The organism is Halorubrum sp. 48-1-W (genome assembly GCF_003287355.1).
Lineage (GTDB): Archaea > Halobacteriota > Halobacteria > Halobacteriales > Haloferacaceae > Halorubrum.
Genome location: NZ_QMIM01000036.1, coordinates 1 through 24,792, shown reverse-complemented (window position 1 = coordinate 24,792; position 24,792 = coordinate 1). Strand labels below are relative to the sequence as shown.

General features: G+C 61.7%; 22 protein-coding genes, 2 tRNA genes and 1 pseudogene. 10 read left to right on the top strand and 15 right to left on the bottom strand.

The genetic code is table 11. The features are described 5' to 3' along the window. The first annotated feature begins 296 nt into the window (after positions 1–296). Genes DQW50_RS15055 through DQW50_RS17685 form a run of 3 tightly spaced genes read left to right on the top strand, consistent with a single transcriptional unit; the run spans position 297 to position 2,631 of the window. Positions 297–1,034, top strand: coding sequence for a hypothetical protein (locus tag DQW50_RS15055; protein ID WP_112080086.1), 738 nt, complete (start codon positions 297–299; stop codon positions 1,032–1,034). Positions 1,035–1,074: 40 nt separating this feature from the next. Beyond that, positions 1,075–1,590, top strand: a complete 516-nt coding sequence (locus tag DQW50_RS15050) for a 2'-5' RNA ligase family protein (RefSeq protein WP_157964881.1) — start codon at positions 1,075–1,077, stop codon at positions 1,588–1,590. Positions 1,591–1,632: 42 nt separating this feature from the next. Continuing rightward, a complete protein-coding gene (locus DQW50_RS17685; protein WP_127341348.1) occupies positions 1,633–2,631 on the top strand; it encodes a hypothetical protein in 999 nt (332 codons plus the stop codon). Between the two features lie 2,246 nt (positions 2,632–4,877). On the opposite strand, the pseudogene DQW50_RS15040 reads toward DQW50_RS17685, so the two are convergent. The 3 genes and pseudogenes from DQW50_RS15040 to DQW50_RS15030 all read right to left on the bottom strand — a co-directional run. Further along, a pseudogene (locus tag DQW50_RS15040) lies at positions 4,878–4,994 on the bottom strand (IS5/IS1182 family transposase); the annotation flags it as partial. A 268-nt stretch (positions 4,995–5,262) separates the two neighbouring features. Beyond that, positions 5,263–5,469 (bottom strand): DNA cytosine methyltransferase, encoded by a 207-nt coding sequence (locus DQW50_RS15035; RefSeq protein WP_112080083.1) that lies wholly within the window; start codon positions 5,467–5,469, stop codon positions 5,263–5,265. Then, complete coding sequence (locus DQW50_RS15030) at positions 5,453–5,821, bottom strand: hypothetical protein (protein ID WP_112080082.1); 369 nt, start codon at positions 5,819–5,821, stop codon at positions 5,453–5,455. The genes DQW50_RS15035 and DQW50_RS15030 overlap by 17 nt, the downstream gene beginning before the upstream one ends. Between DQW50_RS15030 and DQW50_RS15025 the strand changes: the two genes are divergently transcribed. Beyond that, positions 5,813–6,199, top strand: coding sequence for a hypothetical protein (locus DQW50_RS15025; protein WP_112080081.1), 387 nt, complete (start codon positions 5,813–5,815; stop codon positions 6,197–6,199). The genes DQW50_RS15030 and DQW50_RS15025 overlap by 9 nt on opposite strands. Before the next feature lie 36 nt (positions 6,200–6,235). Here DQW50_RS15025 and DQW50_RS15020 read toward each other — a convergent pair. The 3 genes from DQW50_RS15020 to trmY form a co-directional block, all read right to left on the bottom strand. Continuing rightward, a tRNA-Pro gene (locus DQW50_RS15020) sits at positions 6,236–6,308 on the bottom strand. A 181-nt stretch (positions 6,309–6,489) separates the two neighbouring features. Continuing rightward, complete coding sequence (locus tag DQW50_RS15015; protein ID WP_112080080.1) at positions 6,490–6,708, bottom strand: hypothetical protein; 219 nt, start codon at positions 6,706–6,708, stop codon at positions 6,490–6,492. Between the two features lie 10 nt (positions 6,709–6,718). After that, complete coding sequence (gene trmY, locus DQW50_RS15010; protein WP_112080079.1) at positions 6,719–7,333, bottom strand: tRNA (pseudouridine(54)-N(1))-methyltransferase TrmY; 615 nt, start codon at positions 7,331–7,333, stop codon at positions 6,719–6,721. 50 nt (positions 7,334–7,383) lie between these two features. On the opposite strand from trmY, the gene DQW50_RS15005 reads away from it, so the two are divergent. Further along, positions 7,384–7,590 (top strand): hypothetical protein, encoded by a 207-nt coding sequence (locus DQW50_RS15005; RefSeq protein ID WP_112080078.1) that lies wholly within the window; start codon positions 7,384–7,386, stop codon positions 7,588–7,590. Positions 7,591–7,604: 14 nt separating this feature from the next. Here DQW50_RS15005 and pyrF read toward each other — a convergent pair whose 3' ends face one another. From pyrF to malA, 6 genes are all read right to left on the bottom strand, one after another. After that, on the bottom strand, positions 7,605–8,435 hold the full coding sequence (pyrF, locus tag DQW50_RS15000) for an orotidine-5'-phosphate decarboxylase (protein WP_112080077.1): 831 nt from the start codon (positions 8,433–8,435) through the stop codon (positions 7,605–7,607). 221 nt (positions 8,436–8,656) lie between these two features. Further along, on the bottom strand, positions 8,657–11,881 hold the full coding sequence (gene carB, locus DQW50_RS14995) for a carbamoyl-phosphate synthase large subunit (protein WP_112080076.1): 3,225 nt from the start codon (positions 11,879–11,881) through the stop codon (positions 8,657–8,659). 230 nt (positions 11,882–12,111) lie between these two features. Beyond that, positions 12,112–12,318 carry a hypothetical protein gene (locus tag DQW50_RS14990; protein WP_112080075.1) on the bottom strand — a complete coding sequence of 69 codons (207 nt, stop codon included), beginning with the start codon at positions 12,316–12,318 and terminating at the stop codon, positions 12,112–12,114. 111 nt (positions 12,319–12,429) lie between these two features. Then, on the bottom strand, positions 12,430–12,963 hold the full coding sequence (locus tag DQW50_RS14985; RefSeq protein WP_112080074.1) for a DUF5815 family protein: 534 nt from the start codon (positions 12,961–12,963) through the stop codon (positions 12,430–12,432). Between the two features lie 85 nt (positions 12,964–13,048). Beyond that, positions 13,049–15,271 (bottom strand): CDC48 family AAA ATPase, encoded by a 2,223-nt coding sequence (locus DQW50_RS14980; RefSeq protein ID WP_112080073.1) that lies wholly within the window; start codon positions 15,269–15,271, stop codon positions 13,049–13,051. Between the two features lie 253 nt (positions 15,272–15,524). Next, complete coding sequence (gene malA, locus DQW50_RS14975; protein ID WP_112080072.1) at positions 15,525–17,519, bottom strand: alpha-amylase MalA; 1,995 nt, start codon at positions 17,517–17,519, stop codon at positions 15,525–15,527. Between the two features lie 265 nt (positions 17,520–17,784). Here malA and larC point away from each other — a divergent pair, with 265 nt between their 5' ends. Together larC and aspS are read left to right on the top strand one after the other, a co-directional pair. Further along, a complete protein-coding gene (larC, locus tag DQW50_RS14970; RefSeq protein ID WP_112080071.1) occupies positions 17,785–19,371 on the top strand; it encodes a nickel pincer cofactor biosynthesis protein LarC in 1,587 nt (528 codons plus the stop codon). A gap of 182 nt (positions 19,372–19,553) precedes the next feature. Next, positions 19,554–20,858, top strand: coding sequence for an aspartate--tRNA(Asn) ligase (gene aspS, locus DQW50_RS14965; RefSeq protein WP_112080070.1), 1,305 nt, complete (start codon positions 19,554–19,556; stop codon positions 20,856–20,858). A 49-nt stretch (positions 20,859–20,907) separates the two neighbouring features. On the opposite strand, the gene DQW50_RS14960 is transcribed toward aspS, so the two are convergent. The 3 genes from DQW50_RS14960 to DQW50_RS14950 all read right to left on the bottom strand — a co-directional run bounded on the left by DQW50_RS14960 (position 20,908) and on the right by DQW50_RS14950 (position 22,459). Continuing rightward, positions 20,908–21,213 carry a DUF5827 family protein gene (locus DQW50_RS14960; protein WP_112080069.1) on the bottom strand — a complete coding sequence of 102 codons (306 nt, stop codon included), beginning with the start codon at positions 21,211–21,213 and terminating at the stop codon, positions 20,908–20,910. 171 nt (positions 21,214–21,384) lie between these two features. Then, on the bottom strand, positions 21,385–21,984 hold the full coding sequence (gene sod, locus DQW50_RS14955; RefSeq protein WP_112080068.1) for a superoxide dismutase: 600 nt from the start codon (positions 21,982–21,984) through the stop codon (positions 21,385–21,387). A 391-nt stretch (positions 21,985–22,375) separates the two neighbouring features. After that, positions 22,376–22,459, bottom strand: a tRNA-Ser gene (locus DQW50_RS14950). A 97-nt stretch (positions 22,460–22,556) separates the two neighbouring features. Between DQW50_RS14950 and DQW50_RS17680 the strand changes: the two genes are divergently transcribed. The 3 genes from DQW50_RS17680 (at position 22,557) to DQW50_RS17670 (ending at position 24,766) form a co-directional block, all read left to right on the top strand. Beyond that, positions 22,557–22,976 (top strand): hypothetical protein, encoded by a 420-nt coding sequence (locus DQW50_RS17680; RefSeq protein ID WP_127341347.1) that lies wholly within the window; start codon positions 22,557–22,559, stop codon positions 22,974–22,976. Positions 22,977–23,101: 125 nt separating this feature from the next. After that, positions 23,102–23,788 (top strand): hypothetical protein, encoded by a 687-nt coding sequence (locus tag DQW50_RS17675; RefSeq protein WP_127341346.1) that lies wholly within the window; start codon positions 23,102–23,104, stop codon positions 23,786–23,788. Between the two features lie 501 nt (positions 23,789–24,289). Further along, positions 24,290–24,766, top strand: a complete 477-nt coding sequence (locus DQW50_RS17670) for a hypothetical protein (RefSeq protein WP_127341345.1) — start codon at positions 24,290–24,292, stop codon at positions 24,764–24,766. Positions 24,767–24,792: the final 26 nt, after the last annotated feature.

Below are 24,792 nucleotides of genomic sequence, written 5' to 3'. Positions count from 1 at the left end.
CGCGTTGTTCGAGGTGACGGAGCGATCACCGACACAAGATATCGAACGCCGGGTATGGGTCGATGGTTGGAAGTCGGGTGTAAGAGTCCGTGAGATAATCGAAGGAAACCACTCGTCTCTCTCCAAACGCTCTCAGCGCCGCAACACGCGCCGAGAAAGAGCCGTCAGTTCGTGACTACCGCTCCCGGCCACGCCCTGGAGTCGGTGGCTTCTCTCCGAAGCTGGAAGCGATAGGTCTCGTTTCCCTTCGATTCCGAGCGGAAACTACTATGTACTGCTGTTCACAGGAGTAGGATATGTCTGAGGAGGTCGCGGAATCGGACGATCCTGATCAAAGCGCTCTCCTCTCGATGTACGACCAGCTACGACAGGAAGTTCGAGCTCACGGGAAGCGAAAGACCCGGCGAAACCTCGGTTCCTTCACCGTCATCGGGCTTATCGTGGGGTACATTTTCACCAGCAACGGGGATGGGCGTGTCCTCGTTCTCGTCCCGTACGTGCTCGCATTTCTGTATTTAGCACACATCTCTTCGGTGAACTACGTGATCCAGTTGGCCGCTCTCCTCGCGCTGATCGAAACGCAGATCGACGTTCCCGGCGCGGAATACGAGTACTACCACGGTGGACTCGATATCGACACGAGTCCTCGATTCGAAAGTGTTGACGGAGTTGATTACGATCAGGCGGAGCTTCAGGAGACGGTACAGTCACACGTTCGAAATACGATGAAGTGGCTCGCTGTTGTCGCCTATCTCGGCGCTGCCTTAGGTGGTTCCTATATTCTCTTGACTCAGGGGCTTCCGGAGATCGGGTTTGAGGTCCCTTCATGGCTCTTGTTCTCGAAAGCGACCTACTTGGCCGCTCTCGTTCTCCTAACTCAAGCCTATCTGTTTTGGTGTCCGATTCGTGGTGCCTGGAATGCGTACGGGAACCACCGAGATGTCTTGAGTACACGTGTCAGAGACGCTTATAAAGAGGACCTCAAGGGAAACATGGAAGAACTACATTTGAATCGGGATTCTGACGAGAGCTGAAAGCTGAAGCATTATGCTAGCTCTTCGTGAAACGACATCCATGTCCGATGTCTACTCGATCTGGCTTCAACCGGATCATGATTCTACGGAATATCGTCGGCTGAGTGGATTGATCGACGACTACTCACACCGATACGACGATGCGCCGGTCTTCGATCCACACATCACTCTTCTCGGCGGGCTATCTGGCGAGCAGGACACCATCACCGGAACCACACAGACGCTCACTCAAGAGCGTGATTCGTTCGAAGTCTCATTCCCTCATACCCACTGCTCAACGACGAGGTACCAGTGCGTCTTCCTGTTGGTAGAGCCGACTCTGGAGCTTCTGTCCCTACACGAGAGTGGAGTAGAGGCGTTCGAAACCGCTGGTGAGATGTACGTACCACACCTAAGCCTCATTTACAGCGATATGAGCCTCGAGGAACGATTGGAACTCGTCGAAGAGATCGAGTCGGAGTCGCTACCTGAAGCGGCTCTGTTTGACACGGTAGCCGTCGTGGAGACCACGGGAGACGCCAAAGATTGGGAGACGATCGCGGAGTATGAGTTCTAATTTTATCAGAAATTTTATTATAATTCGAGAAAACATCTAGTCATGTCGAGATATCATAGAGGGCGAGCCGAAGCAACTGAACAGGTTGTCGTAAACGAATTAAACAGCGATCCAACGCCTCCGGAAGTTCAAGAGGCTGCTGACATGGAGATGGGAGAACTCCTTGCTCAGAGTATTGAAGAAGATTTCAATCGTATCCATGAGGCACGGCATGTCGGGAATTCATACGCCAGCGTCGGAGATATTGTCGTCAACACCGGGGATCGTGAAGTGTTTGCCGAGGTCAAATCAGTCGAATCAGGTACTGGAACGCTCTCAAACTTGGGTGGCAATGTGCTTACTGAATTCGGTTTGTTCGAAGGAGCAATCTCATGGACAAAGTTCCGAGATCGACGGAATCACTCACAGTGGGTTAATAACGAACTGGACCGATTTGATTATCCGGGGAACCGTGGTGACAGAGAGGAGAAAGCCGGTCACATCAAGAACGTGCTTGACATCACGCGGAATACCTATCCTAAGGCACGTGAGATATTAGAAGGCAACCCGACCGATGACGAGCAGTTGGCCGCAGAAATTGTTCGTAATATCCACGAACGAGACACTAAAGAACGATTGTCGTACCTAGATCATCTCGAAAGCTGTCCCCAGAATCAGGACAACATTCGGAAGTTCATTCTGCTAATAATCGCAGGACAACACACGCATTCACAAATAAAACAACACTGGTCGATTCAGGTCGATGAACTCGAATCTGTACTGGCAAACTACCGGGTCTACTACGCAAATAAGCAGGACCACACTGTCCGAACAAAAGATCCAACGGGCTACTTTACTGAGCTTGCTACCTACGACTACAGTATCGCATTCAACGAAGGGAATACCAGTGTCAAAGTAATCGCAGACGATGGAAATTCTGAGAGGTTAGTGATGCGAGGACAGTTGTACTGGGGGAACAAGTTCCAAGGAATAGCTACACCACGACTCAACACGTTTGAAGAAGAGGTCCTGACGGAGTTGAACGATCACGTCGGACTCTGATTGTCATGGCTCTGCTGAAATCCTCAGTATCTGACAGAGTTAGCGGACTGGATACAGAGGATGTGTACCGAAATATAAAAAGGAGAGTCTAGTACCTTAGATCCAGGGCGAACGAAATCAATACTCGATGGCGTTCACGGTTTGAAAATTAGCACAAGTTATCTTTCTACAAGTCGAACACAATACTAGATGTCCTGTGAACGCTCGAGAGGTCAGCCTATGCTGTGTAAACCCGTGTATGAGCGGAGTCTTTCAATATACTCAGGAGATATAATCGTACAGACTGTTCCAGAATATATAGCGTCGTACGTGATTCGGACAGACCCTGATGAGCATGGGATTGAGCTGTATGATATGACATACAACCGAACGCTACATGTTCGGCCACGGATAGTCTGGGAGACGATGTCTGCAACCGGTGATTGGAGCGGCTATTGGCCGTGTATTGGTCGTAAAGCGATACACGTGCTGGATGGAGTGGATTTCCGAACGTTTGTCGTACAGGCACATCTCCGATTTACAAATAAGCAGTCAATTCGCAACCTGTCTCCGTCAGTTTGCTGTAGTTGGGAAGAATATGCCGGCGACCGTTATCAGTATCCATTGGACATGGAGTGGGCAAAGTTTCGGACACCGGAAGACCTGGCAACCGCACTTAATAATCCATTCTCACATTCGTGCTTTGGTGTGCTTCTTGAGTGGTTAGATTGTAATACAAAATTAACACGTAAACTACAGGACTTTGCCGAGACTATGCCAGCACTTGCTGACGTGCGGCTCACTGGCATTGAGATGCTACTAGAGGAACCCGAACTGTTTTGACATCAGAAGAATCATCACTCGAATTTAATTATCATACGGTGACCGGTCTGTCGTGAATACAGAGAGAACCTTGTGTTCTGTGCGCCCGCATTGACTTGGTCCTACGCATACATCGGGGACCAATTGGCCCTCACTGAGATCAACCCTTCCTTCAACTATAGTCTCTTGTTGGTGATCACACACAGTACACCTCTGAAGGACGTTGCTGTTTTTACGCGACACGACTCAATATGATGAGACAAGTCATTAAGTATGTAGTATCTACTCATGTAAGGTTATGAATAGAAGTTCCAACTATCATCATGATTTATTACTCACAGAAACAATGCCATCTTAGGATCCGCGTGGACGCTAAACTGAGACCGCGCCGGGCCTCGGAGTGTACCAAATGAAAAGCAGAATTGGAACGTGTAAGTTTTGTGAGAATCAGAAGGCGACGATCTATACAAACAATGAGGGTGTAGAGTTCATCCAGTGTTCGAAACAGAAAACAGATGACCGGTGTGGGACATGGATGAAACCGAAGCATAGCCCTGAATAGCGTCGCTACAGTTCGGGTAGTGGCTAAATTCAATCGCACTAAGCCTAAAGACATCAAAACTATCTCCTCGATAGATTAGGACGGATCAATGACTCATTTGCGCCCTGTATTCAGAATAGTTGCTGAAACCGATCATCTATTGATGATTTCAACGGAGTCATTGTAGTGAGTACACGGAACAGAGGTCTACGAATCCAAACCGTATAGGTTCTATTCGAACACCGATTAGAACTCGTCGACTCTGTTGAAATCCTATCGTTCCAACATTTGTCTCGCTGGAATAGCCGTTAGGTAGGTGTGCGTATTCACCAGAGTTGTCGATCAGAGTCCACAAATGTCTATAGAAAATACGGTACAAATATGCCCTCCCGCCGTACTGTCATTGGGTCACTTGGAGTTGCCGCTTTGGGTGGACTCGGTGCTTGGTTGTGGTTAACTCCCGCAACAGGATACGTCCAAGAGAAATCGATCGAGGCAAGATACCGAGAAGGGAACCAATTACGTAGTGAATCGGTTATAACCGTCACTCTCAGCAATCCACCCGGCTCCGACTCGCCTCAAATCAACTGGCTACACGATGATTGGCAGGACCGGTTTGAATCCCCTTCTACTCCCGTAGTTTCTGAATCGTTATATAATGAGCTCCAACAAGTCTACGAAGAGGTACGTTATGTCGTCGGAGTTTGTAGCCCATCGTGGGGTGAGGACGAGGGGACGACAGGCTGTTACAATGCGAGTGTAGGTCGAGAAGATTTCAATCGCGTTCAAGTCCACGACCGCGTGACCGCCTCGAAAACCACCAACGCTGGTCTCTCAATACACCGCGTTAACGGAGAGTGGTCGTTCGATGAAACGTGACCGGTAGACTCTCTATATCTAACGTTCAGAGTGCCTTGTCGATGTTGTGAGTGAGACAGCCGACAACGAGTTCACGGAACTGCTTCCACCAGTGCCGTGAGCGGACGAACGCACCGTACTTGCGTTTGAGGCGAGAGTTTACTCGAGTCCTCCACGGCGAACAACTCGACTTCCGTCCCCTCCTCGACATCGACCTCGAAGTGACGGTCGAGTACGACGTCCCCATCGGCCATGTCGCCGTCGTATTATCATGTATCACCCGATACCATATATCTTTTCGGGAGGATTCAGAAGGGTAGCGACCGCCGGATAATATCGGCTGGATCTAAAACGGTGATCTGGTCCTTACTTTTTAAACGCGCTCGTCGTACTCCTCTCGTGGTCTGACTCGCTTCGTATGACCCTCTTCTTCAGTCATCGGTAGTGCTCACCTCCTCCCCCGGAGTAAACGTCTGAAGACTCGGCTCGGTCCCCGTCAGTGCCTCCTTCACGAGTGCTCTCGCGAGGTTCACCGGCACCGCGTTCCCGATCTGCTCGGTCGTCTCGCCTTTGTTCCCGGCGAACCCGTAGTCCGGCGGGAACCCCTGTGTTGCGGCGAGTTCACGCGGCTGGAGCATCCGATACCGGAGGTGGAGTCTCCCATGGGAGCAGATCCGGAACGCAGAGCGCGTGCCAGTCCTTCGTCGTCACCGTTGGGAGTGGTTCGTCGACATCAGCGGTGTCGCTGTTCCCGTAGTACTCGACGAGGAACGGAGAGACGAGGTGTCCGTCGGTGTTGCTCGCGGTCACCGTGTGGAGCGGCTGATCGTCGGCCGTGTACGTCGCGTAGCTGTGGAGTCCGCGAGCCGGGCCGTTCTTCGGCTTCACGAACGGCTGCGCCTTGATGTAGTGGATCGCTCCACGCGTCGCGATCGTCGGTAGCGGCTCCGACTCGGCGTCGAGCGCTCTCGCGTTCGAGTGTTGCCCCATCACCATCGGCGTCCCGCCGTCGACTTCGACACGTGCCGGCCCTTCCACGAGGAAGGGTTCGTCGCGGTCGGCTGCCGCGTCCTCCAGCTCCTCGAGCGCGAGGACATCCTCCTGGAGCGACGCGACATCGTCCGGGCTGATGTTCGCGATGATCTCCGCGTAGGGCTCGAGCTCGTCCGCGCAGTGGTCGCGGATCCCCTTCGCGATCCGTCGATCGTGTTGTTCGAGAGCGGTCGTGAGCGGGACCAGACGGACCCGCCGACGTCGCTCCAGTCGATGATCTCCGCCGCGGGTCGCCAGTCGTCGAGATCGACGTCGATCTGCCGCTCGACGCTGCTCATATCTTCACCTCCTGAGACAGCACGAGAGCGTCGCTAAGTGGAAGAAAAAGGTGGAAAAGGTATATGTATCCTATGGGCCGGCACGAATTTGAATCGTGGTTACGGCCACCCGAAGGCCGAAGGATACCAAGCTACCCCACCGGCCCGCACCTGAACGAAGGCCGTTCGCTCTTTTAATCCTTCCGAAAGCTGGGGGTCGGCGGCGTCACCGGGTGCGCGGTCGTCAGCGTCGGTATCACCCGAGAAGCGTGGTGACCGTCCCTGGCCAACCCGATACGATCCACTCCGTTTCCGTGAGCTATCGGAACACGACCGCCGAAGCCCCGGTCACTTCGCGTCGTCGCCGGTCCCGAAGTACCGGTCACGGTGTGCTCGGCAGCCAGGATTGAACGCGGCGCCGCACGCGGGGCAGGCGTCGTCGCCGTCGAGGTACGTCCGGGCCGACAGGGTCTCACTGCAGACGCCACACAGCACCGCGGGCACGTCGAATCGCGGGTCCGTGGCGGGCGCGATCGTCGTCTCCCGGTCGGTCGGTGGCGTCGTCATCGTTTCGTAATCAGTAGCTTGCGTACCCGTCGGTGTCGAGCCAGTTGTGGACCACCGTGATCGTGTGGTCCGCGTGGAGCACTTCGGGCCCGACCCGCAGGCGACGCCCGGCGTGCGATCCGATGGCGTCAGCCTCCGCGGGTGTGAAGTCGTGATGGTCCGAGAGGACGAACACCGGGTCGTTCGGCGGCTCCGCGTCGACGAGGGGGTCGCCCTGCTCGTGGAGCTGGACGAGCGTCCCGTCCGGACCGTAGCCCTCCTCGCCGACGAGCCGGTCGAGCGTCGTCTCGAACCCCATCCGTCGTAGCTCGACGCCCGGGGAGACGTCCGCGGGCATGTGGCCGATCGCGTCCTCCCGGGCGTCGAGCGCGTCCCGAACCCGCACAGCGACGTTCCGCTCGTCGGGGTGGAGGTGCCGAAGGGTCGCGGCGTCGAACGTGACGGTGAGTTCGTCGGCACAAACGAGGTGGACCCTGACGTCCTCGCGGATGCCGTGTGAGAGGAAGACTCCCGTCGACACGCACCGACAGAGGAGGTCGAGCCGGCCCGCACCGGGGATGTCCGAGAGCGAGATCGCGTCCGGCTCCGTGGGGACGTCGTGGCCGACGACGACGAACTGGCGCATACGCGTCGGTCCGCCCGAACCGTGATAAGCGACCCGACCGACGATCGTACATGAGCGTGGCCGGACTCTGTCAACTCTGTGAGAACGCTCTCGCCCGACATACCTGTCGATACTGTGGACGACAGGTCTGCCGGGACCACTGGAACGAGACGGTCGGTGCGTGTACCGCCTGTGCGGAGGCGGTCGGCGGAGACACCGACGGCGACACGCCCGACAGCTTCGACGACGACCACCCGGATGGGTCCCGGCTCGACTGACCGCGGAGCGGGGACTACCGGTGTCGATTCAGTCGTCGCTTGAGCCGCTTCGCCGCGTCGCCGGCGGCACCGAAGTACGTCGCCTCTTCGTCGGGACGGGGCGCCTCCTCGCCCGCGAAGACGATCCCCCGTGAGGAGTTCACGAGCCCGACGTCGACATCCGTGTTCGGATACGCCGCGAGCCCGTGTTCGACCGCCGTCTCGGCGTCGCCGCCCTGTGCGCCGACGCCGGGGACGAGAAACGGGATCTCGGGAACGAGCTCTCTGACCGCCGCGAGTTCGTCGGGTGTCGTCGCGCCGACGACGAGGCCGACGTTGCCGTTCGCGTTCCAGACGTCCGCGAGCGCGGCGACCCGCTCGTATACCGGCTCGCCGGAGGCGAGTTCGAGGTCCTGGAGGTCGCTTCCGCCGGGATTTGACGTCCGACAGAGCACGAACACGCCCTTTTCCTCCCGATCGAGAAACGGCTGAAGCGAGTCGCGACCCATGTACGGGTTCACGGTGATCGCGTCGACCCACTCTAAGACCTCGGCGTACTGTCGGGTGGTGTTGCCGATGTCGGCACGTTTGGCGTCGAGAAGCACTGGAACGTCCTTGCCGGCGGCGTAGGCGACGGTTTCTTCGAGCGCGTGCCAGCCGTCGGCGTCCTCGTAGAACGCCGCGTTCGGTTTGTAGCAAGCGGCGTGCTCGTGTGTCGCGTCGATGACGCGTCGATTGAACGCCCACCGTGGGAGGTCGGCATCGGCGAGGAACTCCGGGATCCGGTTCGGGTCCGGGTCGAGCCCGACCGAGACGACGCTGTCGACCCGTTCGATCCGGTCTGCGAGTCGTTCGAAGAAGCGCATGCCCGGGTCTGTGACGGCGTCCGGACTAAACGTTGTGTTCCGTCCCAGTCGGTCTCGCGGCGGCTCCGGCTGCGAAGATGGCCCAACGATTCAAAAGCCATGGCGAGCCACACCCGCCGTGACCTGAGAACGGTCCCACGGCAGCCGAGGCGGGTGTGCGGCGAACTGTCGTGGAAGCGATATCGCCGCCTGTTCGCTACGTTCGTGCCGTTCCAGCGGCGCTACTCGCCCCAGTTCTCGACGCGCTTCGGGCGGTCCGACACCGCCATCACGTCGAGGTCGTCGCCCGCGTGCTCGAGTGCCTCGAGTGCCGCCTTCGCGCTCGCGTGCGTCGAGAAGTAGGTGATCTCCTCCTCGACGGCCACCTCCAACAGCTCGCGCTGGCGGGAGACGATGAGGTCGATCTCGCCGCGGCGCGCGGCTTCGATGAGGTCCGTCGCCGTCGACAGCTCGAAGTGCTCGGAGAAGCCCTCGACGAGCGCCTCCCCCTCCGACGTGTCGGGGTCGGGGAACTCCTCCGCGGAGAGGTCGACGACGGCGGTTCCCGATTCGGGGATCGGCTTGCCGGTCGCGTCCTGGGCCTTGTCGTACGCCTTCCCGAACGAACGGGCGGTACCCATCACCTCGCCCGTCGACTTCATCTCGGGGCCGAGCCGTGGGTCCGAGCCCGGTAAGCGGTCGAACGGGAGGACGACTTCCTTCACGCTCAGGTGCTCCGGGACCTGCTCGTCGACGTCGAGGTCGGCGAGCGCGAGGTCGTCGGTCATCACCTTCGCCGCGAGCTTCGCGATCGGGACGCCGGTCGCTTTCGACACGAACGGGACGGTTCTCGAGGACCGTGGATTCGCCTCGAGCACGAACACATCGGCGTCCGCCGCCGGATCGTGAACGCCCGTCACCGCGAGCTGGACGTTGAGGAGCCCGACCGTGTCGAGCGCACGGGCGATGTCCTCGGTTACCTCGCGAACCCGTGCGAGCGTCTCCTCGTCGAGCGAGCGCGGCGGGATCATACACGCGGAGTCGCCGGAGTGGACGCCCGCGCTCTCGACGTGTTCCATCACGCCGCCGATCAGGACGTCGTCGCTGTCGGCGACCGCGTCGACGTCGAGTTCGACGGCGTTGTCGAGGAACTGGTCGATCAGGATCGGCTTGTCCGGCGAGACCCTGACCGCCTCTTCGATGTAGCGTTCGAGTTCCTGGTCGTCCTCGACGACCCGCATCGCGCGGCCGCCGAGCACGTAAGAGGGGCGCACTAACACGGGATAGCCGATGCGGTGTGCCAGATCGAGCGCCTCCTCGCGGCTCGTCGCGGTGCCGCCTTCCGGTTGCTCGACGCCGATCTCGTCCATCAGGACGTTGAAGCGGTCGCGGTCCTCGGCTAAGTCCATCGCCTCGACGCTCGTCCCCATGACCTCGCAGTCGAGTCCGCGACGCTCGATCTCGTCTTTCAGCGGTTCGCCGACGTTGACCGACGTCTGCCCGCCGAATTGGATCATCACGCCGTCCGCACCCGTCGTCTCGATCACGTCGGCGATCTCCTCGGCGGAGATGGGTTCGAAGAAGAGCCCGTCGGAGGTGTCGTAGTCGGTCGAGACAGTCTCGGGGTTGTTGTTGACGACGTGTGCGTCGATGCCGAGGTCGCGGAGCGCGCGAACCGCGTGGACCGCACAGTAGTCGAACTCGACGCCCTGTCCGATCCGGATCGGACCGCCGCCGACCACGACGACGCTCTCGGCGTCGCGGTCGACCTGGACCTCGTTCGACGCGCCGGCCGTGCCGGCACCCGCGAGGAACTCGGGGAGCCGAGCGGAGTAGTAGTACGGGGTCGACGCCTCGAACTCGCCCGCGCAGGTGTCGACCTGCTTGAAGGTACGCTCCGGAACTGCGGACTCGACGTCGCCGACTGCGGTCTCCGTGCCGCCGTCGCCGGCGACCGCGGCGATCTCGGCGTTCGTCCGACCGGCCATCGCGGCCGCGGTGAAGTCGCCCTCTGCGGCCGCTGTGGTCGCGTCAGCGACGTTCTCGAAGCGCTCGACGTACCACCGGTGGACGTCCGTGAGTTCGACCACGTCGTCGACGCTGTAGCCGCGGTCGAACGCCTCGAACATCGCGTACGGGCGGTCCGGGCTCGGCCGCTCGAGGTACGTCGTCTCGAGCTCCTCGTCCGGTACCGCCTCGAAGTCGACGGCGGGGTCGTACTCCGAGGAGCGCAGCGCCTTGGTAAGGCTCTCCTCGAACGTCCGGCCGATCGACATCGCCTCGCCGGTCGACTTCATCGCCGTCCCGAGCTCGAAGTCGACGTCGTCGAACTTGTCGATGGGCCACCGTGGTACCTTCGTCACCACGTAGTCGATGGCGGGCTCGAAGGCGGCGGTCGTCTCGCCCGTGATCTCGTTTTCGATCTCGTGGAGCCGCTTGCCGAGCGCGACCTTTGCGGTGACGCGGGCGATCGGGTAGCCGGTCGCCTTCGACGCGAGCGCCGAGGAGCGCGACACGCGCGGGTTCACCTCGACGACGCGGTATTCGCCGCCGGGCGTGCCGTCGTCGTGCCACGCGAACTGAATGTTACAGCCGCCCTGGATGCCCAGGTCGCGGATGACCTCGAGCGCCGCGTTCCGCATCTCCTGGTGGCCGTCGTCGGGGATCACCTGTGAGGGGGTGACGACCGTCGACTCGCCGGTGTGGATTCCCATCGGGTCGATGTTCTCCATGTTGCAGATGATGATACACGAGTCGTCGGCGTCGCGCATCACCTCGTACTCGAGTTCGACCCAGCCGGCGATCGATTCGGTGATCAGCACCTCGCTGTTCCGCGAGAGCCGGAGTCCCTTGCGGACGCGCTCGACGAGTTCGTCGAACTCGTGGACGACGCCCGATCCTGACCCGCCGAGGGTGTAGGTGGTCCTGGCGATAACGGGAAGCCCGCCGACCGCGTCGACGGCCTCCGCGACACGGTCGACGAGGTCCGCCTCGGTCAGCGCGGCGACCGACTCGTCCTCGTCGAGCGAGATGGTCGTCGACTTCGGGACCGGCTGGCCGAGGGCTTCCATCCGCTTCCGGAAGAGGTCGCGGTCCTCCGTCGCGTAGATGGTGTCGAGCGGCGTGCCCATCACGTCGACGTCGTACTCCTCCAGGATCCCCTGTTCGGCGAGTTCGGCGGTAACGTTGAGTCCGGTCTGGCCGCCCAGCCCGGCGATGACGCCGTCCGGCTCCTCGATCCTGATGACCTCCGAGATCGCCTCGGGCGTGATGGGTTCGATGTACACTCGGTCGGCGGTCTCCGGGTCGGTCATGATCGTCGCCGGGTTCGAGTTCACGAGGACGACTCGCGCCCCCTCCTCCTGGAGCGCGCGACACGCCTGCGCCCCGGAGTAGTCGAACTCCGCCGCCTGTCCGATCTGGATCGGTCCGCTACCGATGAGTAGTATGGTGCGGTCCTCGCTCATTGTCGCGAGGGAGTACGCTCATCGTAATAAGGTCGACGATAAAGTACGAATCTCGCAGTTGATTTGCGATTTTCGCAAGACACTCGTCGACACACGGCATGGTATCGACTCGAACGGGCAGACCGGACCCAGCCCGTACGGGCCCGTAGCGACCGAGCCCCACGCGGCGCTCTCCGTGACGGTTCGATCCCGTCGATGTGGTCCAAGGGACACCCGAGAGGAAGGGAACGCTAGGTGTTCAACTCGTAGCGGTACGGTCGCCCGGCGATCACGTCTACCTCCCCGCGTTTGGCCCACCGTCCCAACACGGTCGCGACCCGATGCGGGCTGTCGATCCCTTCGGTCTCCTCTAACAGCGCCAGGATCTCCCGCGCCGTCAGCGGCTCCTCGGCGTCGGCGAGCACACCGCGGATCCGTTCGTACTCGTGGGTGTGCATGTGTCTTACGTACGGCCGCCGACGGTATAGGTTTCAGTGAGACAGGAGTCCGACGTGTGTCGGACAGAGCGGTTCGCTACCGGCCGATCCCGGATCGGACCGGCGCCCGAGTCAGGCGTACGGGTCCTCGGCCTCGAGGTCGCGGTTCGCGCGGTACTGCTCGACGAACGCCTCGACGTCGAACTCCATCATGTCCCGTTCGAACCGCGAGAGAGCGTCGTCGTCGTCGGCGTGGCTCACGGCGTGTTCCATCAGCTCGACGACGAGTTCGACTATCACCTCGTGGAGTCGACGCGAGTCGAACTCCGCTACCCATACCATCGCGTAGCCGACGTCCCCGTCGCCGCTGGCGTCGTGTGTGACGACTGACTCCGGAAACTCCTCTAAGACGACCCCGAGGAGGTGGGGCGTGTCGAACTCGGGCATCTCCTCGCTGGTCGTCTCGATGGCCTCCCGGAGGACATCGACGAGGAAGTCGGGGAGGAAGCGCTCGGGCGGGTGAACGTCCATCACGACCGCGTGCGTGTCGCCGCAATCGCACTCGAACTCCCGCATGCCGAGGTCCAACTCGCCGAGGCCGACGGTCTCGCCACACGACAGTTCCAGCGTGTGGTCGTCGTCGCCGGGGACGCGCGGCTGGGACATGGTACGTCTTGGCCGTTGTGGCGGTTAAAAGGCGCGGAACCAGGCCCGACCGCGTCGGCGACCCGATCGCGTGCCACGTCGGCCGTTACTGGAAGCCGACCCGTCCGCCGGTGTCTCGGAGCGCGTCGCGGCCGCCGCCTTTGAACTCGCGTTCGACCTCCTCGTAGTAGGACAGGATGTCGTCGGTGATGGTCGGCCGGACCGACTCCATCGCCCGCCGGAAGTGTTTCATTTCGACCTCCTCGGCGTCGTCGTCGTCCCGGAGCGCCTCGATGGCGGCCTCGCGAGCGATCCCCTCGAGGTCGGAGCCGACGTAGCCATCGGTGATCTCCGCGACCTCACGGAGACTCACGTCGGGCGCGAGCGGGGTTTCGGCCGTGTGGATCTCGAGGATCCGCTCGCGACCCTCCTGGTCGGGCTGGCCGATCATGACGAGCCGGTCGAACCGGCCGGAGCGGATCAACGCCGGGTCGATCATGTCCGGCCGGTTGGTCGCACCGATCACCATGACGTTACCCATGTCCTCCAATCCGTCCAGTTCGGTCAGTAGCTGGTTGACGACGCGTTCGGAGACGTTGTTGCCCATCTCCTGGCCGCGCGAGGGCGCGAGGCTGTCGAGCTCGTCGAAGAAGATCACGGTCGGGCTCACCTGCCGGGCCTTCCGGAAGGTCTGGCGGATCGCCTTCTCCGACTCGCCGACCCACTTCGAGAGCAGTTGCGGGCCGCGAACGGAGATGAAGTTCGCGTTCGTCTCGTTGGCGACCGCCTTCGCCATCAGCGTCTTTCCGGTCCCCGGCGGCCCGTACAACAACACGCCCTTCGGCGCCTCCACACCCATCCGTTCGAACTTCTCGGGGGACGTGAGCGGCCACTCGACGGACTCTTTGACCTGCTGTTTCGCGTCGGTCAACCCGCCGACGTCCTCCCAGGAGACCTTCGGTAGCTCGACGAGTACCTCCCGCATCGCGGAGGGTTCGACCTCCGTGAGCGCGCCAGCGAAGTCGTCGCGTTTGACGATCATTCGGTCGATGAGGCTCGGCGGGACCTCCTCCTCGTCGAGGTCGATCTCGGGGAGGTACCGGCGGAGCGCCTTCATCGCGGCCTCCTTGGTGAGGCTCTCCACGTCGGCCCCGACGAAACCGTGCGTCTCGTCGGCGAGGTGATCGAGCGAGACGTCGTCCGAGAGCGGCATGCCGCGGGTGTGGATCTGGAGTATCTCCTTTCTGCCGACCTCGTCCGGGACGCCGATCTCGATCTCGCGGTCGAACCGCCCCGGGCGACGGAGCGCGGGGTCGACGCTGTCGACCCGGTTGGTCGCGCCGATGACGACCACCTGTCCGCGAGTCTCCAGGCCGTCCATCATCGTCAGCAACTGGGCGACGACGCGACGTTCGACCTCGCCGGTGACGTCCTCGCGTTTCGGCGCGATGGAGTCGAGCTCGTCGATGAAGACGATCGAGGGCGACTCCTCTTTGGCGTCCTCGAAGATCTCGCGGAGCTGTTGTTCGGACTCGCCGTAGTACTTCGAGATGATCTCCGGGCCGGCGATCGAGAAGAACGACGCGCTCGTCTCGTTGGCGACCGCCTTCGCGAGTAGCGTCTTCCCGGTTCCCGGCGGGCCGTGTAACAGGACGCCCTGCGGGGGCTCGATCCCGAGTTTCGAGAAGATCTGCGGGTGTTTCATCGGGAGCTCGACCATCTCGCGGACGCGCTGGATCTCGTTTTGGAGCCCGCCGATGTCCTCGTAGGTGATCCCGCTCCCGGTCTTTTCGAACCCGGAGATCGGCTCCTCGCGGAGTTCGACCTCGGTGTCTTCGGTGATCAGACAGACGCCGTCGGGCTCGGTCTCAACCGCGATGAGCGGGATCGCCTGGCCCGGCGAGCGCATGAACGGGTGGTTCGTCGAGGACATCACGGGCACGATGTCGCGCTCGACGACCGGCCGCTTGAGGATCTGGCGTTTCACCATGCCCGCAGCGTCCGACCCGAACTGGACCGACGCCTCCTCCGGCGGGGCCAACACGAGCTTGTCGGCCTTCTCGGCTTCGGCCTTCCGGATGGTGACGCGCTCGCCGATCCCGACGTCGGCGTTCTGGCGGGTGAACCCGTCGACGCGGACCGTGTCGGTGTTCCAGTCCTGCCGGTCCGCACGCCACACCTTCGCGGCGGTCGTCTCCGCACCGTCGATCTCGATGATGTCGCCGGGCGAGAGCTTGAGATGGAGCAGGGTGTCGGGGTCGAGTCGTGCGATGCCGCGTCCCGAGTCGTTCGGGTACGCCTTCGCCACTTCGAGTTGGACTTCGTTCATGATTCCTCGCGGGGGATGGTCGTACCTGTACTCGGTTCGGGAATAAGCCTGTTGCTCCGAGGGGTCCGCTCCACCGGTCGGGCGGTCCGTCCTCCGCCCGAATTGTGGTATGTCATCTTATCTCACGGTACGATTCCCTCGTTTAAAACCCCGTCGCAACCGTGCGTTTTCGTCGGGTGGACCGTCGAGAGACGGTCAACTGTCGGGAGACGGGAGAGTTCGGTCGAGCGGGTCGGTATCCGGGGGGACGGTCTCAGTCTGCGACCTCGAAGACTGCGACGTCCTCGACAGTCAGCCCTCCCTCCGCCGCCCGCGACTCCCCGGAGACGAGGTCGGTCGCGTCGACCGTCTCGCCGATCCCGACGGTGGCTCGTTCGGGCCCGAAGTTGAGCAGGACCACGTAGCTCGCGTCCTCGCCCTCGCGGCCGAAGGCGACGACCTCGTCGGCGTCGCCCGCGCCCGCCGTCTCGTACTCGACGCGAACGAGGTCGCTGTGGAACCCGAGCGCCGGATGCTCCTCTTTGAGCGCGAGCAGGTCGTCGTAGTGGGATCGGACGTCGTCGCGGGCGTGATCCCACGCGAGCGGGTCGCGGTTCCCCCGCTGTCCGAGCTCCTGGCCGCCGTACAGCATCGGGACCCCTGGGAGGGTGAACAGCGCGCCGGCGGCGGCCTTGGCGGCGTCGTCGCCGCACTCGACGATGTACCGCGTCTCGTCGTGGTTCTCCAAGTAGAGCATGAACGCGGCGTGGTCGGGGAAGCCGGAGCGCGCCCGGCCCTCGACCGCGTCGAGGACGGCGTCGGCCGGTTCGTGGCCGCGGCCGACCTGCCGGAGGGTGAAATACAGCGTGGTGTCGAAGTGGACGTCGAACATCCCCTCGTGGAAGTCGGCGATGTACGGGATCGTCTCGTCGAGGAGCAGGAACTCGGGGTCACGCGCCTTGAGCCGCTCCCTGAGTTCCTTCCAGAACGATTCGGGCACCGCCCACGCCATGTCACACCGGAAGCCGTCGGCGACCGTAGCCCACGTGTCGGCCGCGTCGAGGAGGTGTCGGCGGACATCGAGGCTGGTGAAATCGAAGTTGGCGATCAGCTCCCAGTCGAAGTAGGTTCCCGGCTCGCCCGACGCCTGCCACTCGTAGCGGTCGCGGTACGGCGAGTCGGGGTTCCGGTAGGCGTCCTGGAACCACTCGTGGTCGCGCGCGGAGTGGTTCAAGACGAGGTCGAAGAGCACCCGCATGCCGCGGTCGTGAGCCGCGTCGACGAACGCCTCGTAGTCGTCGCGGTCGCCGAGGTCGTCGGCGATCGAGAAGAAGTCCGTGATGTTGTACCCGTGGGGCGCGCCGTCGTGTTGGAGGACGGGGGTGAGCCACAGCGTGTCCACGCCGAGGTCGTCGAGGTAGTCGAGCCGCTTTTCGAGCGCCTCGAAGGTGGTCTCGGCCTCGTCGTCGTCGGCCGCGTACCCGCGGACGTAGACCTCGTAGAGCGTGGCGTCCGTCGCCCACGCCGGCGGCTCGTTGAGGCGGGTGACGCCGACGTCCCCGCCGTCGCCCAGCCGACCGATGCTCACCGCGTCGGCGACGCTGTAACTCGCGCCGACGGCGACCCCGTGGACGCGAACCCGGTCGCCGATCGCTGTGAGCGGAACGCGAAGCTCCCGGTCGTCGACCGTCACGTCGCCGCGGGTCACGCCGTCGCGGTCGTCGAGGAGGAACTCCACGTCGAGGTCGGCCGGGTCCCGCGTCGAATCCGGATGTGGCGTCGGCGTCGCGCGGACGACCGCTTCCTCGCCTTCGATCTCGGCGTCGAGGCGGACGCGCGGCCGGCCGTCCTCGCGCTCCGCCGGCTCCGATCTCGCGCCCGACCCGGAGCCCGAGACGAGGCCGCTTTCGCCGCCGCTCCCGTACGGTCGGGCCGACCCGCTCTGTCCGCTGTATCCGCTCCGTCCGCTGTACCCGCTTCGCCCGGCGATACCGGCGGTCCCGGAACCCTCGCCGGTCGGTCGGCGATCGCCCGGGAAGACCCGGACCGTCAGGTGATGACGTTCCTCGGGGGTCTCGAGCGTGACCCTGTATCGTCCGGGCGCGTCCGGAACGAACGCCTCGACTGCCTCGTCGTCGACGCTCGCCTCGCTCGCGATCGGTGCTTCCGTGACCGACCACCGGTAGGTGGCGTCGGGGTCCGGGTCGCGCGGTGCGAGCTGTACCACGTCGCCGACGGCGGCGAACTGCGGCGGGCCTGGATGGTCCATTGTTATGTCCCGACTCGTCCACTTCGGGCTTAGGTCTTCGGAAACCACAGCAGGTAGACATACTGAACGTCCCTGATAGATGGACGCGTCGAAAGGGGCCCCTTTCGGCGTTTCATCGCCGTTCACGAAACTGGATTCGTTCTTGGTAGTTGATTAATATCCGGTGTAGTGGCCCCCGATCCGTTCGAATCCCGCGCCGACGATCGGTTCCCGCCGGCGTCGCCGAGTGGAACGGCTCTTTATGATCGACCGCGTTCGTGATCCCATGCGTACCCTCGCTTTCGACGGTCGGACCGGCGCGGCCGGCGACATGATCTGTGCTGTGCTGATCGCTGTCGGCGCCGACCCCGCGGTGCTCGATCCGGTCGAGGAACGGCTCCCGGTCCGCTACGAGGTCGGCGAGACGGTGAAAAACGGGATCCGAGCGACGACGGTCGACGTGCTCCTCGAGGAGGGAGAAGGGGGCGGTGCCGATGCCGACGCTCGCGCTCGCGACGACGCCCATAGCCGCTCTCACGATCACTCACACGACGACGGCCACGATCACTCGCACGACCACTCACACGACGACGGCCACGATCACTCGCACGACCACTCGCACGATCACTCGCACGACCACTCACACGACGACGGCCACGATCACTCACACGGCCACTCACACGACGACGGACACGATCACTCGCACGGCCACTCACACGACGACGGACACGATCACTCGCACGCGGAGGGAGCCGGCGTCCACCGGACCTACCCGGAGGTCGTCGCGATCGTCGAGTCGATGGATCTACCCGAGGCGGTCGAGACGACCGCGTTCGACGCCTTCGAACTGCTCGGCCGGGCCGAGGCGTCGACGCACGGGACCGACCTCGAGGACACGGCGTTCCACGAGGTGGGTGCGGACGACGCGATCGCCGACGTCGTCGGCACAGCGTTGCTTCTCGACGACCTCGACGTCGACCGCATCGTCACCACGCCCCTGGCAGCGGGCAGTGGCGAGGTCGAGATGAGCCACGGCGTCTACCCCATCCCGGCGCCGGCGGTCGTCGGGATCGCCGAACGCGCCGGCCTCACGCTGGTCGGCGGCCCGATCGACCGCGAGCTCCTGACGCCGACCGGCGCGGCGATCCTCGGGGCAGTCGCCGAGGGCGTCGACGCGCTTCCCGAACTCCGGGTCGACGACGCGGGGTACGGGGCCGGCGACGCGACCTTCGATCGGTACCCGAACGTGCTCCGGGCGATCGTCGGCGAGGGCGGCGGTGACGTCGCCGATGAGGCGGAGTCGATCCGCGGGGGCGATGTCCGTTTCGGCTCCGGGGGACTCGTTCACGACGAGATCACGGTCCTCGAGACCAACCTCGACGACGCCGCGCCGGAGGTCCTCGGCAGCCTCCAAGACTCGCTCGCGGAGGCGGGCGCTCGCGACGTGACGATCGTGCCGACGACGATGAAGAAGTCCCGACCGGGTCACCTCGTGAAGGTGATCTGTAAGCCGGCGGACGCGGCGGCGGTGGCCGACCGACTCGCCAGGGAGACCGGCACCCTCGGCGTGCGGCAGGGCAGTGCGACCCACCGGTGGATCGCCGAGCGCTCCTTCGAGACCGCGACCCTTCGGATCGATGGAGCCGACCACGAGGTGTCGGTGAAGGTGGCTGCGACCGCCGACGGCGACGTCTACGACGTGAGTGCCGAGTACGACGAGGCGGCAAACGTCGCTACCGAGACCGGGGTCCCGGTCCGCGACGTGCTCCGCCGGGCAGAGGCGAGCGTGCGGAACGAACTCGCCGCCGTCGACCCGGACGCCCCCGTCGGGGGGGACGCCGCCGTCGACCCGGACGCCGACGCCGACGAGTGACCGGGCCGGCAGACGAGGAACGCGTGGATCGACGGTGCGGTCGGTCGGGCTCGCGGGCGGTGGTCCGAACCGTGGCCCGGATCCGCGGGTACATCCGGGTCAGGACGCGAGGACGCCGGGCCGTCGACGCGAAGACGACAGGCCTATGACCGACGCCCGGCCACTCGGAGGTAAGCTACCCTATGATCGAGCGTATCCACACGTCGGAGGTCGACCCGGACGCGGACGAGGTCGCGATCGCGGGCCACGTCCACGAGATCCGGGACCTCGGCGGGCTGGTGTTCCTCATCGTGCGCGACCGCGAGGGGCTCATCCAGGTCGTCTTCAAGGAGGAACGTGAGCCGGAGCTGTTCGAGGCCGTCCAGGACGCGAACTCCGAGGACGTCGTCCGGATCGTCGGCGAACCCCTCGAGAGCGACCAGGCGCCGGGCGGGGTCGAACTCGCGCCGACGGAATACGAGGTGCTCGATACGGCGGACTCGCCGCTCCCGCTCGAGATCTCGAAGGACGTCGATGTCGACCTCTCGACCCGCCTCGACAACCGGGCGCTCGACCTCCGCAAGCCGGAGACGCTCGCGGTGTTCTCGCTGCGCTCGAAGCTGATGACCGCGATGGAGGAGTGGTTCGACGAGGAGGGGTTCGTCGACATCAAGACGCCGCTGATCTCGAAGGGCGGCGCAGAGGGCGGCGCGGAGCTGTTCCCGATCCTCTACTACGACCGCGACGCGTTCCTCTCACAGAGTCCGCAGCTGTACAAACAGATCTTGATGGCCGCCGGCTACGAGGCCGTCTACGAGACCGGAACCGCCTTCCGCGCCGAGGACTTCGCGACCTCCCGGCACGTCTCCGAGATCGCGATGTTCGACGTCGAGGTGGCCTACATCGAGGACCACCACGACGTGATGGACGTCCAGGAGGAGTCGCTCCGACACGCGATCCGGGCGGTCGCCGAGGGGGCGGAACGCGAACTCGATCTGCTCGACGTCGACCTGACGGTCCCCGAGGAGGACTTCCCGCGGATCACCTTCGACGAGGCGCTCGACCTCCTCGAGACCGAGTTCGGCCACTTCCCCGAGGACCCGACCGACCTCGACACCAAAGGCGAGAAGCTGCTCGGCGAGCACTTCTCGGAGCAGGGGCACCCCGCGTTCTTCGTCGTCGGCTACCCCGACGAGAAGTTCTACTACATGCAGGACGTCGAGGGCGACGACATCGCCTCCCGGAAGTTCGACCTCATCTACCGAGGCCAGGAACTCTCCTCGGGCGGCCAGCGCGAACACGACGTCGACCGCATGGTCGAGGTCATGGAGGCGGAGGGCGTCGAACAGGCGAACTTCGAGTTCTACATCGAGGCGCTGAGCTTCGGGACGCCCCCGCACGGCGGCTACGGCCTCGGCATCGACCGGCTCGTCCAGCAGGTCGCGGGCCTGGACAACATCAAGGAGGCGATCATGTTCCCGCGCGACCCGAACCGGCTGGAGCCGTAGAACGCGAGTCGTCTCCGTTCGTTCGAGCCGCCGCGTCCGTTCGTCCCCGCTATTCGTCGGCCTCCTCGTCGGCGTCGACGTCCTCCACGTCCTCGGCGAGTCCGTAGTAGCCGGGGCTGTCGTCGGTCGGCGGCTCGGCGACGACCATGTCGTCGGCGTGGACCATCACCCACGGGATCGCCCAGTCGATCAGCACGGCCTCGGTGTCGGCGTCGATCTCGGCGTCGGGATCGAGCCCCTGGAGCAGCCGCCCGATCTCCGGGATCGTGTACAGCAGGTCCGGATCGAACAGCTCGGCGGGCTCGTAGAAGTCACACGGGTACGTCTCCTCGAAGGCGGATCTCGGTTCCGGCATGTCCGACGATCAGGGGCGTGGTTCGGTAAACGCTGGCGATGTGCGTCACAGCTGTCCCGGTCGACGGCTTGCGCTCGTTCGATCGGCGCGATCGGGTGGCCGTAGCTCACGGGCACAGCGTCGCAAAAAACGTCGGGGTTCGACGCGCGGATGCGCGTGTCGGCTGTCGGGTTACTCGAACAGCTCGACGGCCTGCTCGTAGCGGGCGGACGGCTCCTCCCAGTCGACGACCTCGAAGAAGTTGTCGACGAACTCGCCGCGGGCCGGGCCGTAGTCGTGGTAGTAGGAGTGTTCCCAGACGTCCAGCGCGAGGACCGGGTGACCGCCCCAGATCGCTCCCTGGTCGTGTTTGTCGACCACGACGTTGCGGAGCTGGTTCGAGAACGTGTCGTAGACGAGGAGCGCCCACCCGCTCGCCGCGGAGGCCGCCGCCTCGAACTCGCCCTTCCAGGCCTCGTACGAGCCGAAGTCCTCCTCGATGCGGTCGGCGAGGTCGCCCTCGGGCTCGTCGCCGCCCTCCGGCGACATGTTCTGCCAGAACAGGTCGTGGAGGATGTGACCCGAGGAGTTGTGGGTCACGTTGCGGATCGCGCCACTCGACGAGGAGAAGTCGTGCTCCTCGCGGTTGGCCTCGAGCGTCTCCTCGGCCGAGTTCCAGCCGTTTACGTACCCCTGATGGTGGGTGTCGTGGTGCCATTCGAGCACCTGTTCGGAGATGTGCGGTTCCAGCGCGTCGTAATCGTACGGAAGCGGATCGAGTTCGTAGCTCATGACTGTATCACCTGTCACCAACATGGTGAGGAAACCTGTTAAAGATAATGCGGTACGTGATACCATACGTCATTGGAAGTGAATGTTACCGAGTAACTCCGAACGCGAACGGTATGCTCGCGGTTCAGGCTGAAACGGTCGATCGGCGGACGGGAGCGAGACGATCGGTTCGCCGTCGGGGCGTAATCGGTATTGGTTACGACAATGGGAGAAGCGCAGGACGGCGCGACCCTGCGCCGCGCTCGGACGGTGGGACTGGGATTCGAACCGAATCGAGACGGTCGCTCTCGCTGCTCGCGGCGTCGCCGCTCGCTTCGCTCGAGCGCTACGACTCGCAGGCTTCGAATCCGCACACGACGCTCGCGCGGCGCGACCCTGCGCCGCGCTCGGACGGTGGGACTGGGATTCGAACCCAGGAAGCCGTGAGGCTACCGGTTTTCAAGACCGGCGCAATGGGCCACTCTGCCATCCCACCTATATTGTGTTGGGTACCCCGACGCAGTCATGCTATTTCAGACTCCTCAAGACGAAATAAACGATGAAACACCAGCCATTCCACGCACGAATGAACCGTGTCGGAACAGCCGAAATCCACCGTCATGGGGTATGTCCCGATGAATAATCCCGACAAAGTTGAAGGTATCGTTCTTATGAGTGCCCTATCCCGAGGTTCACTCAACGAACGACAACTGGTCGCCTACGAAAACCACCGAAGAGAACCCTCATGGCTTGCGCGCATGGGGAAATCCCCCGACAAACTCGAAGGGTCCGCCCACGACACCGCCAAGGTTTACGCAAACATCCTCGACAAGTTCCACCGATGGGCGTGGGAACGCGGCGGCGGATACACTCTCGACCTCGACCACGAAGACGCTGACACATACATCCGCCATATGGTCCTCGCCGAGGACGAATACTCGACCACGTATCTCAACAACATCGTAGATCTTGTCGTTCCCTCGTCTGGCATTTTTCGCACCATCACACAGTGAGGGTGGTGGGGGAGACAAGGTGGACAGGCGTACATGCCGAACAGAGACAAACACCGACAGAGTATCTAACCGTCTTATCAGTCTCTAAGTATATTTTAAGTAAACACAGGGAGTGAACGAACACGATGGATGAACAAGAGATCGACCGATATAATCACGTCATGTATGCCTCAAAGTCACATATTAATCAGTTCTTCGTGGAGAATATTTCTGAATCGGATCGGATAGTAGTCTCCGAATCAGAGAATTCTGGCTCATCGTTTGAGATTGGTGTGGACTGGTTTGCGAAGTTGAACTCAGAGTTCTCTGGTGAAATTGGTACAGAAGAGATTCACGAGCTCAATTTCAATGACTCATTTCTCCAAGTGAAGAAGGCGGTCAATATGCTCTCGACTTCTGATGGGGTATATCCGATTTCAGCTCTCAAAGAGGTAGAGCCGTCTCCGACAGGACTGTATCATTTTGACTGTCCTCTACAGTTGTTGCCCACTGACGACGCATTTGACGATAGAAAGTACGTAGAGGTGGTTGGGTTACAAGACGACGTGGAGTTTAGAGGAACAACATCTTGGGACAATTGGGGTTCAAGAAGTCATGCTTTGACAGCGATGAGGACAGTTGATCCGTATCCGTTCAAAGGAGTGCTAAAACCACTACAGATCGATAAGAGAGGACTTGAGACGGTCACATACTCTGTTCAATATCTCTATATTCTCGCTCCAGATGTAGACAAGAACAGAGAATGGAGAGAGTATCGGCAGTTGTTAAATCTTCATCCAGGTCAGGACGATAACCAAGAAGCCGATTTGTAGGCTGTTCTCTCACACAAAGTGAGGACGCCTCCGGTATAGTATTCTGTATAAAAGATGCGTCCGGAGATTAGATCTGTGAGGTTTTCGCTTGTGGGTAGAGTTATCCAATGGTGATACAACGCATCAGGAGCATGGGCAAAAAGAAGGAGCCAAACGTCAGGACGCTACCGTGTATGGTCTGTTGAGACTCTAAGAGCTATCTCAATACGGCCCACATGGGTACTCACAAACAGACAAAGCCTCAGACGGTTCCTGCGTATCGGGATTGGGTGTCGGAGAATTGTACACTGGATCGAGATCATCCAGCCACTGCTTCGAATCAACTTCTCAAGTCGCAACTCTGGCGAGAGAACAAAGATTTCTTTGAACGATGGCAGGATTGGGACTAATTACGAAATTCGGAGTCAGACATCTCAGAGTTATAAAATAAAACAGCGAATCAGTCTCCGGATATAAGCCATCCAGCAAACGAGTTATTACAGACAGTCATAGACAGAGTATATGGATCCTCTTGATGAAACTGTGCGATCTGTTTTGACTGATTTTGCGGACGAAGAATTAGATGGCTCTTGGAACGGCAGAAGAGAGCGTGAGGCTGTCAGTCTTTTCGCCTTCGGTCATCTGGTAGAACAAGCACATTCTGGAGGGGCGATAACGGACTCAAAACAGATTGGACTGGAGGTGCCTGTACCACAGGTCACAATGGATAGCGAGAACGGCGATAATAAAAAGAATCAGGTGTGTAAGGACGTGGTCATTTGGCCTGAACCCCGCATGACCTGTTGGGATGAGAATCAGGAGCCAACCGTTCCGCCCATGTCAATTATTGAATGGAAATTCGACCGAGCCAGTATCTACAACGGTGATGTAGAGTGGCTGGAGACCTTCACTGAACAATATCCGAATTGTGTCGGATACGCGGTGTCAGCAAATCAGTCGAAATCAAGATTCAGTACCTCACAAAGCATCCTCGGCTAGCTGTTTCTGAAGCCTGAGTTCCACGG